Origin of the sequence: Vibrio sp. B172a, assembly GCF_030248355.1 — a bacterium.
Lineage (GTDB): Bacteria > Pseudomonadota > Gammaproteobacteria > Enterobacterales > Vibrionaceae > Vibrio > Vibrio owensii.
The window spans coordinates 359,098-374,551 of record NZ_JAHGAC010000007.1; the positions used below are offsets into that span (position 1 = coordinate 359,098).

Sequence of the window (15,454 nt, forward strand, 5' to 3'; positions counted from 1 at the left end):
AAATTTAGTTCAAATTATCTGGCAAAAACAGCGGACCGATCGGAACTTGTGGTAATCCAAACTCTTCAGGGTAGTCCACGTCCACTAAATACAGACCTTCAGCTTTCGCCGTTGCACCTGCTAATTTGCGGTCTTTTGCTTCAAGTAGCCACTTGATCCATTCTGGTTTTTCTTCGCCACGACCTACCTTGATCAGGCTGCCAGTAATGTTACGCACCATATGGTGGACAAAAGCATTCGCTTTAATATCAATCACGATGTAATCACCATGGCGGGTCACATTAAGGTGCATCAAGTTGCGGAATGGGCTCAACGACTGGCAATGCGCAGCGCGGAATGAACTAAAGTCGTTCTCACCTAACAGGTACTGACCTGCTTCATGCATTTTCTTCTCGTCTAGCTCACCGTGATAGTGGCTAACGCCAGAATTTAAAATACCAGGACGCAATGCGTGGTTGAAGATGATGTAGCGGTAACGACGTGCGGTTGCTGAGAATCGAGCATGGAAATCATCGTTCACTTCCACTGCCCAGCGGACAGCGATATCACTTGGCATGTTCGCGTTTGCGCCCATGGTCCAAGCCACCATTTTACGACTCACGTTGGTGTCAAAGTGAACGACCTGACCAGTGCCATGTACGCCAGCATCGGTACGACCTGCACACTGTACTTCGACAGGGTGGTTCGCGACCACAGATAATGCTTTCTCTAGCTCTTCTTGGACACTTTTCACGTCTCTTTGGCGTTGCCAACCAAAGTAGTTTGTACCGTTGTATTCGATACCTAATGCGATTCTCATTTTAACCTTCGAACTCTAAAATGGGGCGGGAAGTATATACGTAAGTCCTTCCAGATACAAAAAAGGGCAGCGTTTGCTACCCCTTTTTACTTATCGACCGTTAATCGTGTCGATGAGAGTTTTAGCCTCTCGGCGAATATCGTCCTCACCGTAGACGATCGCTTCCTCTAACAGTTTAATCGCGCCTTGAGGGTCGTTCATTTCAAGGTAGATCTTTGCTAGGTCTAGCTTGCCAGCTGCTTCAGCATTGGTATCTACGTCAACATCACCAATATCGCCAATCACATCCGGAAACTCATTCAAACCCACATCGAGTTTGAGCTCTTGCTCTTCAAACTCACCACCGTCTTTGTCTACCTGAGCCATCAATTCATCAATGGTCATGAATTGATTTTTCTTCGGATCAAAATCGGTTAGGTCGTCTTGCTCACCCCAGTTTTCTTGCGCGATCTCAGGCTGTGCAAGTGCTTCTGATGAACTCCACACTTCACGCTGGTCTTCTGGAACCTCTGCCGTTGATGAGGTGTTTTCTGGCGACAGCTTAAAGCCATCCCAATCGTCACCAACATCCAGCATGGTTTCAAAGTCCATACCTGCACTTGCAATAGTGTCGCTGTCTAACTTGCCATCAAACACTTCAGATTCAGCATTTTCAGACAACAAGTTCGCCATCGCAGACTCTTCAAAGTCATTTAATTCCGACTCTAGGTCATTGCTCGGCTCAGGCTCTAAATCGGCACTGAAAGCGTCTGGTTGCGCGAAGACTTCAAACAGAGCGTCATGGTCATTCTCTGCTTGTTGTACAGCTTGAGAGACTTCTGAGTGCTCTTTAACAACCTCAGGTTCAACAGTGTCAGAGTCAGAACTTGCTACCTCTTCTGTCACTGATGCCAAAGCATCTTCTTCATTGAACTCTGGTAGTTCAAAGTCATCGAAGTTGAACTCGTCTTCTGCTTCAACAATCGGCGCTTGAGGCTCAGCGATTTCAGATTCCGCTAGCGCTGGCTCTTCAGCCATCGAAGCTAATGCGTCTTCTTCGTTGAACTCTGGAAGCTCGAACTCGTCGAAGTTGAACTCTTCTTCTACTTCCGCGACTGGCGCTTCAGGCTCAGCGATTTCAGATTCCGCAAGCGCAGGCTCTTCGGCCATCGAAGCTAATGCGTCTTCTTCATTGAACTCTGGAAGCTCTAACTCATCGAAGTTGAACTCTTCTTCTGCTTCCGCAACTGGCGCTGCAGGCTCAGCGATTTCAGATTCCGCTAGCGCTGGCTCTTCAGCCATCGAAGCCAATGCATCTTCTTCGTTGAACTCTGGAAGCTCTAACTCATCGAAGTTGAACTCTTCTTTTGTTTCCGCAACTGGCGCTTGAGGCTCCGCGATTTCAGATTCCGCTAGCGCTGGCTCTTCAGCCATTGAAGCTAATGCGTCTTCTTCGTTGAACTCCGGAAGCTCTAACTCGTCGAAGTTGAACTCTTCTTCTGCTTCCGCAACTGGTGCCTGAGGCTCAGCGATTTCAGATTCCGCTAGCGCAGGCTCTTCGGCCATTGAAGCTAATGCATCTTCTTCGTTGAACTCTGGAAGCTCTAACTCATCGAAATTGAACTCTTCTTCTGCTTCCGCAACTGGCGCTTGAGGCTCAGCGATTTCAGATTCCGCTAGCGCAGGCTCTTCAGCCATCGAAGCCAATGCGTCTTCTTCGTTGAACTCCGGAAGCTCCAACTCGTCAAAGTTGAACTCTTCTTCATCAATAGCCGATTCAGTCGAGCTTGCTGCTACGGGTTCTTGTTCAATTTTGTTTTCAGGTTCTATCTCATCAACCAGCCAATCTTCCTCTTGAGGAATTCCAAATTCGTTTTCAACCGTATTTGGTGTTGGCGTGAACGCTGGAGCCGGCTCAGTTTCCGGTTCTACCATCGTTTCTTCTTGTGGCTGAGACGCTTCTGTTAAGCTTTCTGCTTGAGGATCTAACGCTTCAGAAACTTCAGCTGAATACTCTTCAATTGTATTTTCTGCTAGTTCGTTACCTTCAACCGATAGTTCAGCCGGAGCTTCAGGTTGCTGCTCCGCATTCTCACTTGCTACTGGCTCTTCACCAATTAAAGCATCAAGTTCTGCTGCAAAGTCTGAACGCTCTTGCTCACTTGGTAGCAACGCTTCGTTGTTACTTTCGAATAACTCATCAAGCTCCGTCATTAACGGTTCATGCTCTGGGGAAACGTCCTCAAGGTCACCTAAGAAATCATGGCTATCAAAATCATCAATCGATTCTGGTTGCTCTTGTTCAATCGGCTCACTTGAAAGTTCTGCCTGAGTTTGGCTATCAACTTCAGGTTGGTTCTCACTCAGCAGAGCGTCAATATCCAAACCAGAATCCAGACCAAGCGCTGCTTTTTCCTCCTCCAGATCGGCAGCAGGCTCAACATCTGCCATTGGCTGAGGTTGTTGAACACTCTCTTCAGCTTCTGGCTCTTGCTCATCAAAGCCTAACGAAGCAAGGAGATCGTCGCCACTCTGCTTGTTTTCTGCTTGCTCTAACTCGTCATCTTCACGAATCAGTTCATCAAATGGATCGATTTCACTGCTTGTTTCGTCCTGCTCTTCTACGCTCTCGTCGCTAAGCAGTTCGTCCAGCAGATCAACACTGTTTTCATCAATGTCTTCAAGAGAATCGTCACCATCGAACCCCGACAGCTTTTCTAGCTCATCAAGCGGGTCAAAGTCATCATCGGAGGCGTCTTCATCATCGAAGCCAATGAGCTCATCAAGTAAATCTGTGCTGTCTTCATCGATGGTAGGCTCTTCACTTAAACCTGCGATGTCTTCCAACTCTTCAAGTGGATCAAGTTCGTTAAGCGGTTCGCCATCGTCTTCACCGATCAATTCATCAAGTAACGCAGATGCTTCTTCTTCACTTGAATCGCTATCAGATAAACTAGATAACGTTTCTAGCTCATCAAACAAATCATCATCAGTGTCTTTTGGCGTTGGCTGTTCGTACTGTGCAAGCAACTTGTCGATGTCGTCATCTGTCGCTTCACCTGCAGAGAATGCGGTTTCTGATACCGTTGGCTTATCGTCTTCAACGTCTAAGTTGAGATCGTCCCCATCAAGGTCAGCAAATAGATCATCGAGCATCGCTTGATCAAGCGCATTACTTTGTAACTCTTCCGCAGGATCATCTGCAGCGAGCAACTCAGCAAAGGCGTCGTCAGACATGGCGTCAGAGCCGTCTTCGTCAGAAAGATCGAAGCCTGCGTCATCGTCGTCATCCAACACTTCCAACTCTGGCGTGACTTCATCGAGCGCACGCTCCATCTCTTCAAGACCAAGGGCTTTTTCTTCGCCATTGACCTTGATGCCGTTGCTTGAAGAGTCAAACTCATCGAAGCCGACATCCAACTCGCCATCGTCGCCAATGCCAGCGAATGGGTCTTCGCCGTCGTCGCCTTCTAGATTGAAGTCGAGGTCATCGTCATCGAGGTTACCGAAAACATCCTCTTCTTCAGGCTGTTGTTCTTCTTGTTCGAATAGGTTTTCTGTTTCGTCGTCATCGCCGAACAGGTCATCATCTAGGCTTAGCTCTTCATCTAATTCATCAGCAGCCGCTAAACCGATTGGCGCCGCAAGAGGATCAACGTTTTGCTGTTCTTGTGCAGCAGCTTCTTCCTCTTTCGCTTTAGAGCGTCGACCAAGTAGCATAACGACTAGCAACGCAATCAAAGCACCCGGAATTAATGCCGCAAGACCGACAAGCCAACCATTCGACAAAATTTTGTCCATGGTGCTTGGTTGCATGCGTTGTTGCTCAGCGACACGCTGGCGTTCCTCTGCCAGCAGTTTTTCTACTTCTGAACGAATGCGTTCTTCATCGTTGAGCGAGGTTTTTAGCGTTTCGACTTCACTCTGTACTTCAGAAAGCATTAAACGCAGGCGATGGTTCTTCTCTTCTAAAGATTCCAACTCACTTTGCGAACCTTGCAGCTTGTCTTTTAGCGCACTGACTTGCTTTTCACCCTCAGGTGATGTGCTCACTGCAGGTACTGGAGTGGTTGGTTCTACCGCTTTAATTGGCTCTGGTTTCGGTGCTTCTGGCTTAACTGGCTCAGGTTTAGGCTTTGGCGCTTCAACCACAGGCTTCGGCGGTTCAACTTTCGGTTTTGCAGGCTGAGCAGGCGTTGGTTTTGGCTGAGTAAGGCGAGCTTCATGCGCTTTCATGATCGCAATCGCTTGGGCCGTTGTCGCACTTTGCACTTGCTCTAGAGAAGGCACACGCAGGCGACTTCCTGGAATAAGCTCGTGGATATTTTGCTTATCAAACGCTTGAGGGTTTATGCGATAAATGGCGAGTAGCGTTTGTTGTACGGAAACATTTCGAGAAGGTCGTAATTCAGAAGCAATCGACCAGAGAGTCTCGTTTTGACCAGTCGGACCGAAGAAACGCGACGGTTGGTCATTTTCAGGTGGAGCGGGTAATGCTCGTTCAATCTCCTCAGCGTAGCTCGGAGATGCTTGCACTTCACCAGAGGGTCCTACAAGACGAATACCTTCGGCTTGAACCACTGACGATGTCTGAGTCGCGCTCATCAGCACAAGGGCTGCTAACAAACGCTTATAATTTTGACGCATAGAAGGCTCAGTTAGGTGCTAGTAACAATTTGAAATGGTGATCGGTTAAATATATCGGATAAAGCACGCAAAACTATAGCGTTGAGGGTAAAAAATGTGTGGCTCTCACCATATTCGTACTAATCTCACACAATTTTACGCAGTTCGAACAAAAAAGCCTCGCATAGTGCGAGGCTTAAAGGTTCTTAGCGAGGTCGACTTAGTAGTAGTCGCGGATCAGAACTTCTGCGATTTGAACCGCGTTAGTTGCTGCGCCTTTACGAACGTTATCTGCAACAACCCATAGGTTTACGCCGCTGTGATGGCTGATATCGTTACGGATACGACCTACCATTACGTGGTCTTTACCGCCCGCATCGCGAACTTGTGTTGGGAAGTCTTCACCGTGGAATACTTCGATACCGTCAGTTTGCTCAAGCAAGTTAACGACTTCTTGTGCATCGATTGGTGAACGCGTTTCAACGTGAAGTGCTTCTGCGTGGCCGTAGAATACTGGCACGCGCACACAAGTTGGGTTTACGGTGATTGATGGGTCGTTAAAGATCTTTTGCGTTTCCCACACCATTTTCATTTCTTCTTTGGTGTAGCCGTTTTCCATCATCTGATCGATTTGTGGAATACAGTTAAATGCGATCTGTTGAGAGAATTGCTTCTTGTCTGCTGGCAGACCGTTTAGCAACTTCGCTGTTTGACCTGCGAGCTCATCAATACCCGCCTTACCTGCACCAGAAACCGATTGGTACGTTGATACGTTAATACGCTCAATACCAACAGCATCGTGAATAGGCTTTAGTGCCACCAACATTTGGATGGTCGAACAGTTCGGGTTCGCAATGATGTTACGGTTACGGAACTCTGCAATCGCTTCTGGGTTAACTTCAGGCACAACAAGAGGAATATCGTACTCGTAACGGAAGTGTGATGTGTTGTCGATAACAATCACGCCTTCATCTGCTGCGATTGGAGCCCATTTTGCTGACAGTTCACCACCAGCAGAGAACAGAGCGATGTGGGCTTGTGACCAATCAAACTCTTCCACGTTTTGTACGCGAATTGTTTTACCATTGAAACGGTAAGTCTTGCCTTCACTGCGTTCACTTGCCAACAGGAAGATTTCGCCTACTGGGAATTTGCGCTCTTGAAGCACTTCCAAAATTGTTTCACCGACCGCACCGGTCGCACCTAATACGGCAACATTGTATTGCTGGCTCATTGACTTACCTCAACCTGAAAACCTAGTTCTGCTAATGGTGCAAGATTGCATGTTTGGTTACCCACTAGCGTGACAGCGCTGTACTCGCGGCGATCCCAGTAGTTTTTACGCATCAGGTCAAAAGAGCCTGGCTTACTGATTTCGCGGCGGAAAAGAGCGTCATCTTTACGCACATCATAGATTAACTGCGTGATGTTGTGCAGCGTTGCTTCATCCCATGCTCTGTCCAATACCATAGTCGGGACAGGCGCGGTCGGCAGTAAATCGCTGGCATGCGCACGTAATTCGTTATTTAAGAACTCACAGTAGCTGTTGAAAATCATCGTCGTACCGCGAGCTTTCCCTTCCAGACCATAGCCTGCAACGTGAGGGGTTGCGAATGCTAGCAGAGGCAGAAGCTCCATATCAACCTCTGGTTCAAATTCAAATACGTCGAGTGCCGCTGTAAAGCCGTCGTTTTTCAGCAAACGTTGCTTCAACGCTTGGTTATCCACAACTGGACCGCGTGCCGCATTAATAAGAATTTGATCGCTACGAAGACCATTTAACACCTTCTCATTAATCAAATGATGGGTTGGGTGTGGGCCATCTTTAGTGATAGGTGTGTGCAGCGTGATGATGTCAGAACGTTCGATGAGCTCTGCTAACGGAGTGAAACTGCGAGAATCGCCTTCTTCTTGTTTGAGTGGGTCATTGATGAGTACGTTGATACCCATACCTTTCAAACATTTCTCTAGGTAACTGCCGACTTGACCCGCACCGATGATACCAACGGTTTTATCGAAAACTGAGAAACCTTGCTGTTGTGCTAGCACCATCATGACGCTGAACGCATACTCAGCAACGCCAACTTTGTTACATCCTGGTGCTGCGGTGAAGAAAATGCCTTTATCTTTTAAAAGCGCTTGGTCAACATGATCCATACCCGCCGTTGCCGTACCAACGAACTTCAGCTTGTTTGCTTTGCTGATCAGCTCTGCGTTTACTTTGGTAACTGAGCGAATCATTAGCGCATCTACATCGACTAAATCATCGGCTGTCAGTGTACGACCGGGTTTTAGAATCACTTCACCGAGTTGGCTGAATAGCTCTTCAGCGTACGGCATATTTTCATCAACAATAATTTTCATAGCGCCAGCGTTTAACATCCATTTGTATGAGTTCGTTTATTCGCAATATGCGAAGCTAAAGCGATTGTGCCTTTTTCTTGAAAAATCTCAACAATTAGAGTGAGCAAAAACAGGTTTCAGAAAAGAAAAAGCCCGGCTAAATTAGCCGGGCAAAGTTCCAGAACAAAAGGATCCTATCCCGCTCTCCTTGGGATAGAGTCTGCGTCTGTTCGATCAGTTTGACTGATCAAGCTCTGGAAACTGGTTTGTTGGTCCGTTTACGCCGTATGGGAAATCACAGTGATATTCCGACCAACAAATTCAGTTAGCTTTGGGTCGCTTACGCTTGGTACTTTTTGATTACCAATGTTGCGTTTGTACCACCAAAACCAAAGCTGTTTGACATAACAGTCGTTAGCTCAGCGTCGCGAGCTTCCGTTACGATGTCTAGACCTTGTGCTGCTTCATCCAAGTTAGAGATGTTCACACTTGGCGCAATGAAGTTGTTGTCTAGCATTAGCGTTGAGTAAATCGCTTCGTGAACGCCAGCTGCACCTAGTGCGTGACCTGTCATTGCTTTTGTTGCAGAAATCGCAGGGCTGTTGTCGCCGAATAGCTCTTGAATAGCGCCTAGCTCTTTCACGTCACCTACAGGAGTAGAAGTACCGTGTGTGTTGATGTAGTCGATAGCGTCAACATCTTGCATTGCCATCTTCATACAACGAACTGCGCCTTCACCTGATGGTGCTACCATGTCGTAGCCATCAGAAGTCGCGCCGTAACCTACGATTTCACCGTAAATTTTCGCGCCACGTGCTAGTGCGTGCTCTAGTTCTTCGATAACTAGCATGCCGCCGCCACCAGAGATAACGAAACCGTCACGGTCTGCATCGTAAGTACGAGAAGCTTTTTCTGGCGTTTCGTTGTACTTAGTAGATAGTGCGCCCATTGCATCAAACATCATAGTTTGAGACCAATCTAGCTCTTCACCACCACCTGCAAATACGATGTCTTGTTTACCAAGTTGGATAAGCTCCATCGCGTGACCGATACAGTGTGCAGACGTTGCACAAGCTGAGCTCATTGAGTAGTTCACACCACGAATCTTAAATGGTGTTGCAAGACACGCAGATACTGTTGAAGACATAGTACGTGGCACCATGTAAGGACCTACGCGTTTTACGCCTTTCGCACGCATCGTGTCAGTTGCTACTGTTTGGTTTAATGCAGAAGCACCACCAGAACCAGCAACGATACCTGTACGATCGTTTGAAACTTGTTCTTCAGATAGACCAGCGTCTTCAATTGCCTGCTGCATTGATAGGTATGCATAAGCAGCCGCATCACCCATAAAGCGCATCTGCTTACGGTCAATAAACTCTGCAGGGTTGATTTTCAGATCACCCCACACCTGCGAACGCAGACCGTTTTCTTTAAACTGCTCAGACGCAGTGATGCCAGATTTGCCCGCTTTAAGAGACGCTAGAACTTCTTCGACGTTGTTACCGATACTTGAAACAATACCCATACCGGTGATTACGACTCGTTTCATTATGACATTCCTATAATTCAAAAATCCGCTAGATAATAACTAAGATAGTCAACAAAAGTGGTCAGCTTTCCCAGAAATTCGTACAATCGCCGAATTCTAACCGCGCCAAATCACATATTTGCACCATTATGACTTCGATTAAAAACGCAGAACTTGGTTGGAACGAAGCTGGTACACCGGTTTCTGACCAATTTGATGATGTTTATTTCTCCAACGTAAACGGTCTCGAAGAGACGCGTTACGTGTTCCTCAAACAAAATCATCTACCAGAAAGATGGCAGGAATTTGACCAAAGACGTTTTGTTATTGGTGAAACCGGATTTGGCACAGGGTTGAACTTCTTAGCCGTGTGGCAATGGTTTACCGAATTTCGTCGCGAATATCCAGAGGCAACGCTAAAAGAATTGCATTTCGTTAGCTTTGAGAAGTACCCACTGAGCAAAGCTGATCTAGAAAAAGCGCACCAATCATGGCCAGAGTTGGCAGAGTTTGCTGAAAAGCTGCAACAACACTATCCAGCGGCTGTGCCTGAGTGCCATCGCATTGTTTTAGAAGATGGCGCTATCACGCTCGATCTATGGTTTGGTGATATCAAAGACTGCATGCCGCTTGTTCCTTATGCTGAGCAAGGCTTGATTGATGCTTGGTTCTTAGATGGGTTTGCTCCAAGCAAAAACCCAGAGATGTGGAACCAAAGCCTGTTTAATGGCATGGCAAAATTGGCGAAACAGGATTGTACGGTCGCAACCTTCACGGCAGCGGGCTTTGTACGCCGCGGCTTAAACGAAGCGGGCTTTGCAATGAAAAAAGTCAAAGGCTTCGGCACCAAGCGTGAAATGATCGCAGGTTCAATGGAACAACGCGAAGCGCATTCAAACCACCTACCTTGGTTCAACCGCACTGCATCGACCAATCATGATTCCATTGCGATTATTGGTGGCGGTATTGCCAGTGCAGCTCTGGCTAAAACGCTGATTCGACGCGGTCAAAATGTCACGCTTTACTGCAAAGACGTTCAACCCGCAGAAGGCGCATCCGGCAACCGACAAGGCGCAGTGTACCCATTACTAAATGGTCCACACAAAGGCGTTTCACGCGTGTTCGCTCCGGGCTTTTTGTTTGCCCGTCAGTTTGTTGACCAAGCAGCGCAAGATATCCAATTTGATCACGATTGGTGTGGCATTACTCAGCTGATGTGGGATGACAAATCTGCAGATAAATTAGAGAAAATGCTTGCTGGCAATTTCACACCAGAGTTAATTCACAAACTATCTGCTGAAGAGACGGCGGAAAAAATAGGCTTGCCGATTGATATGGCATCAGTTCATTACCCTCTTGGCGGTTGGTTATGTCCTGCTGAACTCACCCGTGGTTTGATTGCTCAACTAGAAAGCACCGAGCTTTTTGAAGCGAAGTTCGAGCATCAAGTCGAGTCACTAGATTGGGATGAAGCGCGCAAGGTTTGGGTATTGAAAGCGAACGATCAAAGCTTTGAACATTCAACTGTCGTGGTTGCTAATGGCAGTGAGTTCCAAACACTCAGCCAAACTGCTGATCTACCAATGGGTCAGGTAAAAGGTCAAGTTAGCCATGCCCCTGCAACTGAAACGCTGTCTAAGCTAAAAACAGTATTGTGTTACGACGGTTACATGACACCTGTTAACCCGAATAATCAGCATTTATGCATCGGTGCAAGTTACGACCGCAGTCACCTAGACTACGAGTTTGACGAAGAAGCACAAAAAGACAACGCCGAGAAGTTGGTGAAGTGTTTGCCGAACCAAACTTGGACAAAAGAAGTGGATACCTCTGGGAATTTATCACGCCAAGGCATTCGCTGTGTTAGCCGTGACCACCTGCCATTTGTCGGTAACGTAGGCGACTTTGAAACCATCAAAACGCAATATGCAGATCTGCAAAATCAACAAGAACAAGACGTTGAAGCGATTCACCAGTTCCCTAACCTATTCTGTTTCCTAGGTTTAGGCTCTCGTGGTTTGAGTTCTGCGCCTCTAATGGCAGAAGTGTTGGCATCACAAATCTGTGGCGACCCGTTACCACTGCCTGTTGATGTGCTGACTGAGCTGCACCCTAGCCGTATGTGGGTAAGAAAGCTACGTAAAGGTAAGGCGATTACTGAGTTATAACGCGTTTCGAGTGCGTAAAGAACCCCTCCTAGCCTCCCCTTAAAAAGGGGAGGAACAAATTCTTAACCCCGCATTGGTCCTCCCCCTTTCCAAGGGGGAGTTAGAGGGGGTAGCTCTGAGAACAAACAACCACCCCTCGCCTCGTCTTAAAAAGTGAGGAACCAGTTCTTAGCTCCGCATTAATTCTTCCCCTTTCTAAGGAGGAGCTAGAGGGGGTTACAAGTGTTTAGTTCAACGCCGCCACGGCCGCTTTCACCTGCTCTGCAATTTCCGCATTACGGAACTCACCCGCTTCCAAATCAAAGTTATCGTAGAAGCTTGGAATAGATTGCGATGCTTTCACTTCAGCACCAAAGTAAGGTGCAGAGCCTGTCGCCGCAGCGAGTACCGTTTGTGCACCACCAGGGCCAGGTGAAGTCGCTAAGTACACTGCGGGTTTATTTTGGAATACGTTGCGATCGATGCGTGTCGCCCAATCGAATAGATTCTTATACGCCGCTGGGTAAGAGCCGTTGTGCTCAGCAAAAGAAATCACCAAAGCGTCCGCGGTTGCGATGTCAGCAAGAAACGCTTTTGCGCCTTCCGCCTGACCGATTTCTTTCTCTTTGTCTTCACTGAACAAAGGAACATCGTAACTATTGAGGTCTAACACTTGAACTTCTGCCCCTTCGACAAGGTTAGCAGCGTAAGTTGCAAGGGTTTTATTGATAGAGGTAGAGCTAGTAGAAGCGCCGAATGCGATAATTTTCATGGTTGTAATCCTTTGTTCACGTTTTGTACTAACAAGAGTAAAAGGTGAACGAGTGTGCTACAACCACAAAAATTTTAAGGAGAGATTCGAAAATTTCGAAGGAGTTTATTTCAACTCTTTTTGCTTCAACCAGAAGCTTAGAGCTGCCAATCGAAGCATATATAACTGAATGAGACTTAAGCTTGCGCTTGAAGCTCTTGCCATAGATCGCTCACGATCACGCGATCGGCTGGCGTTAGTTCTGAACGTGCTTCTTCAAGACTGTTTTCGATGCGAGATTTAAGCTCAGTTACATCGTTAATGCCTTCCTCTTCACACGCTGCAGCAGACAGAGAAATGTGACCACGTAAATAACCACCAGCAAACAGTTCATCATCCGATGCTGTTTCAATGCGAGCATCAATCAGTTCTAGTAGTTTTTCTTCAAATTCAATAATCATGGCGTTTCTCTGAGGTTATTTAACGATAAAGTCAGATGGTTCCAGCGGCTTGATTTGGTAAAAGGCACGCAACGCATCCGATAGCATTTTCACGCGAGGCGGAAGACCGTTTTCTAGAATACCCATTACTTCATTGTGCACTTTGTGCATGAAACCAAGACGATCTGGTTCAAAATCGCCGTGTAGATTGTCACAACTGACGTTAAAAGGGAAGTCAGCACTTTTCGCTAGAATCCACTCGTAAGCTTGAGGGCGAATTTCAACTTTTTCGAACTCAGCTTGAACCTCTGCTGTGCGACCATCTGGTTCGTACCAGTAACCAAAATCTTCCAGCAAACGACGCTCTGGTCCTGCTACGCACCAATGAGCAATCTCGTGCAGCGCTGACGCGTAAAAGCCACGAGCAAAAATAATCCGATGATGCGGATGTTCTTCATCTGCTGGCAAGTAAATTGGCTCATCGCCGCCTAGCTCTAACTCAGTGTTAAAAGGCTCAAGAAATGTGTCATTGAAAATAGCGATAAGGTCTTGATATTCGTGGTTCATCATCGATTCTGTACGTCAAATTGATATGCGGTGCGCATTGTCGCTGTTTTTCTTACACAGGTAAAGCCACACAACATGTTTGGTTATTAGCTGAGTTAATCTGAAAGTCGCTTTCTCCATACAATTTCTCATTCGTCACAGATCACATTTCCCACTACACTCACGCCTTATTTTTACGCTTAACGATGGCGACTTCAACGCCACTTAAAGCGAGATTCTTTTTGGGTTTAAGCCTCTCCCCAAGGTTTAAATCTTGTTGGTAAGTTTTGCTGCTGTTTTCCTTAATCTCAAGGACCATGACAGAGCCCCTTTATTTGAGTGTCCCCTTATGCTGCTAAGTGTGTTGTACATCATTGGTATCACGGCTGAAGCCATGACTGGTGCATTGAGTGCCGGCCGAAGAAAAATGGATTGGTTTGGTGTTATGTTGGTAGCCAGTGCAACGGCTATTGGCGGCGGTACGGTGCGCGACATCCTTCTTGGCCACTACCCATTAGGTTGGGTAAAGAATCCAGAATTTTTGGCAATCACTTGTGTAGCTGGCGTTCTGACGACTGGCTTAGCGAAATGGGTGATTAAATTCAAAGGGCTATTTATCCGTTTGGATGCACTTGGCTTGATCGTATTTAGCATCATCGGCACCAAAGTCGCGATTGGTATGGGCTTACACCCTGGTATTTGTATGGTGTCAGCACTGGTCACTGGCGTATTTGGTGGTCTGTTACGTGATTTGATTTGTCGTCAAACACCGCTTGTGTTGCATGAAGAGCTTTACGCCTCTGTCGCACTTATCGCATCAGGTTTGTACCTAACGCTACTTGAGTTCAACGTACCGGACGTAACCGCGACGATTGTGACTCTGATTACTGGTTACATGCTGCGTATGGCGGCAGTTCGATTCAAATGGCGCTTGCCTTCATTCCACTTGGAAACCGAAGGTTCTATTCACTGATTCGAATCAAAACTGTTGAAAAGACATGAAAAAAGGCTGCTCTCTGAGCAGCCTTTTGTGTTTCTATCGAGTTAAGTTTCAAACTTAAATCTTTGGAGTCTCGGTTTGTACGCCATGGTTTTGACCACGATGACGTAGCAAGTGATCCATAACGACAATAGCCAGCATCGCTTCTGCGATAGGCACGGCGCGAATCCCCACGCATGGATCATGACGACCTTTAGTGATCAACTGAGTTGGTTCACCTTCTTTAGTGATGGTTTCACCCGGAACCGTAATGCTTGAGGTTGGTTTAAGCGCGATGTTTGCAACTATCTCTTGACCGGTAGAGATACCGCCAAGAATGCCGCCTGCGTGGTTGCTACCGAAGCCTTCTGGCGAAAGCGTATCACGGTGCTCACTGCCTTTTTGGCTTACCACGTCAAAACCGTCGCCGATTTCTACGCCTTTTACCGCATTAATGCTCATTAGCGCATGTGCGATGTCTGCATCTAGACGATCAAATACTGGTTCACCAAGGCCAACAGGTACGTTCGTTGCCACAACCTGAATTTTTGCGCCAATAGAGTCGCCTTCTTTTTTCAGGTCACGGATAAGTTGGTCGAACGCTTCGACTTTGTCTGCATCTGGGCAGAAGAACGCATTGTTTTCGATTTCATTCCAATCCACTTTATCGATTGAAACGTCACCCATTTGCGACAAGTAAGCGCGGATTTCTACACCGAACTCGTCTTTCAGGTATTTCTTAGCGATTGCACCAGCCGCCACACGCATTGCCGTTTCACGAGCAGACGAACGGCCGCCACCTCGATAATCGCGCACACCGTATTTTTGGTGGTAAGTGTAATCAGCGTGTCCTGGACGGAACTTGTCTTTGATGTCTGAGTAGTCTTTAGAACGTTGGTCTGTGTTCTCGATCATCAGACCAATTGAAGTACCGGTGGTTTTACCTTCAAAAACGCCAGAAAGAATTTTTACTTCGTCCGGTTCACGACGTTGGGTAGTGTAACGTGATGTGCCAGGACGGCGACGGTCGAGATCCGTTTGCAGATCTGCCTCAGTGATTTCCAAACCTGGAGGGCATCCGTCTACGATACATCCTAGTGCGATACCGTGACTTTCTCCGAATGTCGTTACTCGGAAATGTTGTCCGATACTGTTTCCTGCCATTACTTCCTCAAGTTCTTGTCGCCACGCTCTCCATGAGCGCAACTGCTTTTCAATTCTTCGTGGAATCATAGTGGCGGTATTACGTTTTGATGTAAAGCCCGATTTGGCGGAAAAAACAAAACAGCCGAAATTTTCCAAGCTCAGTGCGA

12 protein-coding genes are annotated in these 15,454 nt (G+C 47.0%); 2 read left to right on the forward strand and 10 right to left on the reverse strand.

What is annotated here, in order from left to right; all coding sequences use genetic code 11:
* Window positions 1-4 precede the first annotated feature (4 nt).
* The 5 genes from truA to fabB all read right to left on the reverse strand — a co-directional run bounded on the left by truA (window position 5) and on the right by fabB (window position 9,299).
* The gene (gene truA, locus KIT90_RS09665; protein ID WP_005439796.1) at window positions 5-799 is read right to left on the reverse strand and encodes a tRNA pseudouridine(38-40) synthase TruA; all 795 of its coding nucleotides are present in this window, start codon (window positions 797-799) and stop codon (window positions 5-7) included.
* Between the two features lie 90 nt (window positions 800-889).
* Window positions 890-5,425, reverse strand: coding sequence for a FimV/HubP family polar landmark protein (locus KIT90_RS09670; protein ID WP_285376461.1), 4,536 nt, complete (start codon window positions 5,423-5,425; stop codon window positions 890-892).
* Window positions 5,426-5,624: 199 nt separating this feature from the next.
* Window positions 5,625-6,638 carry an aspartate-semialdehyde dehydrogenase gene (locus KIT90_RS09675; RefSeq protein WP_005433088.1) on the reverse strand — a complete coding sequence of 338 codons (1,014 nt, stop codon included), beginning with the start codon at window positions 6,636-6,638 and terminating at the stop codon, window positions 5,625-5,627.
* Window positions 6,635-7,768 (reverse strand): 4-phosphoerythronate dehydrogenase, encoded by a 1,134-nt coding sequence (locus KIT90_RS09680; RefSeq protein ID WP_285376462.1) that lies wholly within the window; start codon window positions 7,766-7,768, stop codon window positions 6,635-6,637. Before KIT90_RS09680 ends, KIT90_RS09675 begins: the two co-directional genes overlap by 4 nt.
* Window positions 7,769-8,087: 319 nt before the next feature.
* A complete protein-coding gene (gene fabB, locus KIT90_RS09685; protein ID WP_005433116.1) occupies window positions 8,088-9,299 on the reverse strand; it encodes a beta-ketoacyl-ACP synthase I in 1,212 nt (403 codons plus the stop codon).
* 128 nt (window positions 9,300-9,427) lie between these two features.
* Between fabB and mnmC the strand changes: the two genes are divergently transcribed.
* Window positions 9,428-11,446, forward strand: a complete 2,019-nt coding sequence (mnmC, locus tag KIT90_RS09690) for a bifunctional tRNA (5-methylaminomethyl-2-thiouridine)(34)-methyltransferase MnmD/FAD-dependent 5-carboxymethylaminomethyl-2-thiouridine(34) oxidoreductase MnmC (RefSeq protein ID WP_285376463.1) — start codon at window positions 9,428-9,430, stop codon at window positions 11,444-11,446.
* A gap of 226 nt (window positions 11,447-11,672) precedes the next feature.
* On the opposite strand, the gene KIT90_RS09695 is transcribed toward mnmC, so the two are convergent.
* The 4 genes from KIT90_RS09695 to KIT90_RS09710 all read right to left on the reverse strand — a co-directional run bounded on the left by KIT90_RS09695 (window position 11,673) and on the right by KIT90_RS09710 (window position 13,481).
* The gene (locus KIT90_RS09695) at window positions 11,673-12,197 is read right to left on the reverse strand and encodes an NADPH-dependent FMN reductase (RefSeq protein ID WP_020197100.1); all 525 of its coding nucleotides are present in this window, start codon (window positions 12,195-12,197) and stop codon (window positions 11,673-11,675) included.
* A gap of 176 nt (window positions 12,198-12,373) precedes the next feature.
* Complete coding sequence (locus KIT90_RS09700) at window positions 12,374-12,637, reverse strand: YfcL family protein (RefSeq protein ID WP_005433127.1); 264 nt, start codon at window positions 12,635-12,637, stop codon at window positions 12,374-12,376.
* Between the two features lie 15 nt (window positions 12,638-12,652).
* Window positions 12,653-13,183 (reverse strand): elongation factor P hydroxylase, encoded by a 531-nt coding sequence (locus KIT90_RS09705; RefSeq protein ID WP_285376485.1) that lies wholly within the window; start codon window positions 13,181-13,183, stop codon window positions 12,653-12,655.
* Window positions 13,184-13,343: 160 nt separating this feature from the next.
* Entirely contained in the window at window positions 13,344-13,481 is a 138-nt protein-coding gene (locus KIT90_RS09710) for a hypothetical protein (protein WP_285376464.1), read from the reverse strand.
* 30 nt (window positions 13,482-13,511) lie between these two features.
* On the opposite strand from KIT90_RS09710, the gene KIT90_RS09715 reads away from it, so the two are divergent.
* Window positions 13,512-14,135, forward strand: a complete 624-nt coding sequence (locus KIT90_RS09715) for a trimeric intracellular cation channel family protein (RefSeq protein WP_038896114.1) — start codon at window positions 13,512-13,514, stop codon at window positions 14,133-14,135.
* Between the two features lie 84 nt (window positions 14,136-14,219).
* Here KIT90_RS09715 and aroC read toward each other — a convergent pair whose 3' ends face one another.
* A complete protein-coding gene (gene aroC, locus KIT90_RS09720) occupies window positions 14,220-15,305 on the reverse strand; it encodes a chorismate synthase (RefSeq protein WP_039842461.1) in 1,086 nt (361 codons plus the stop codon).
* Window positions 15,306-15,454: the final 149 nt, after the last annotated feature.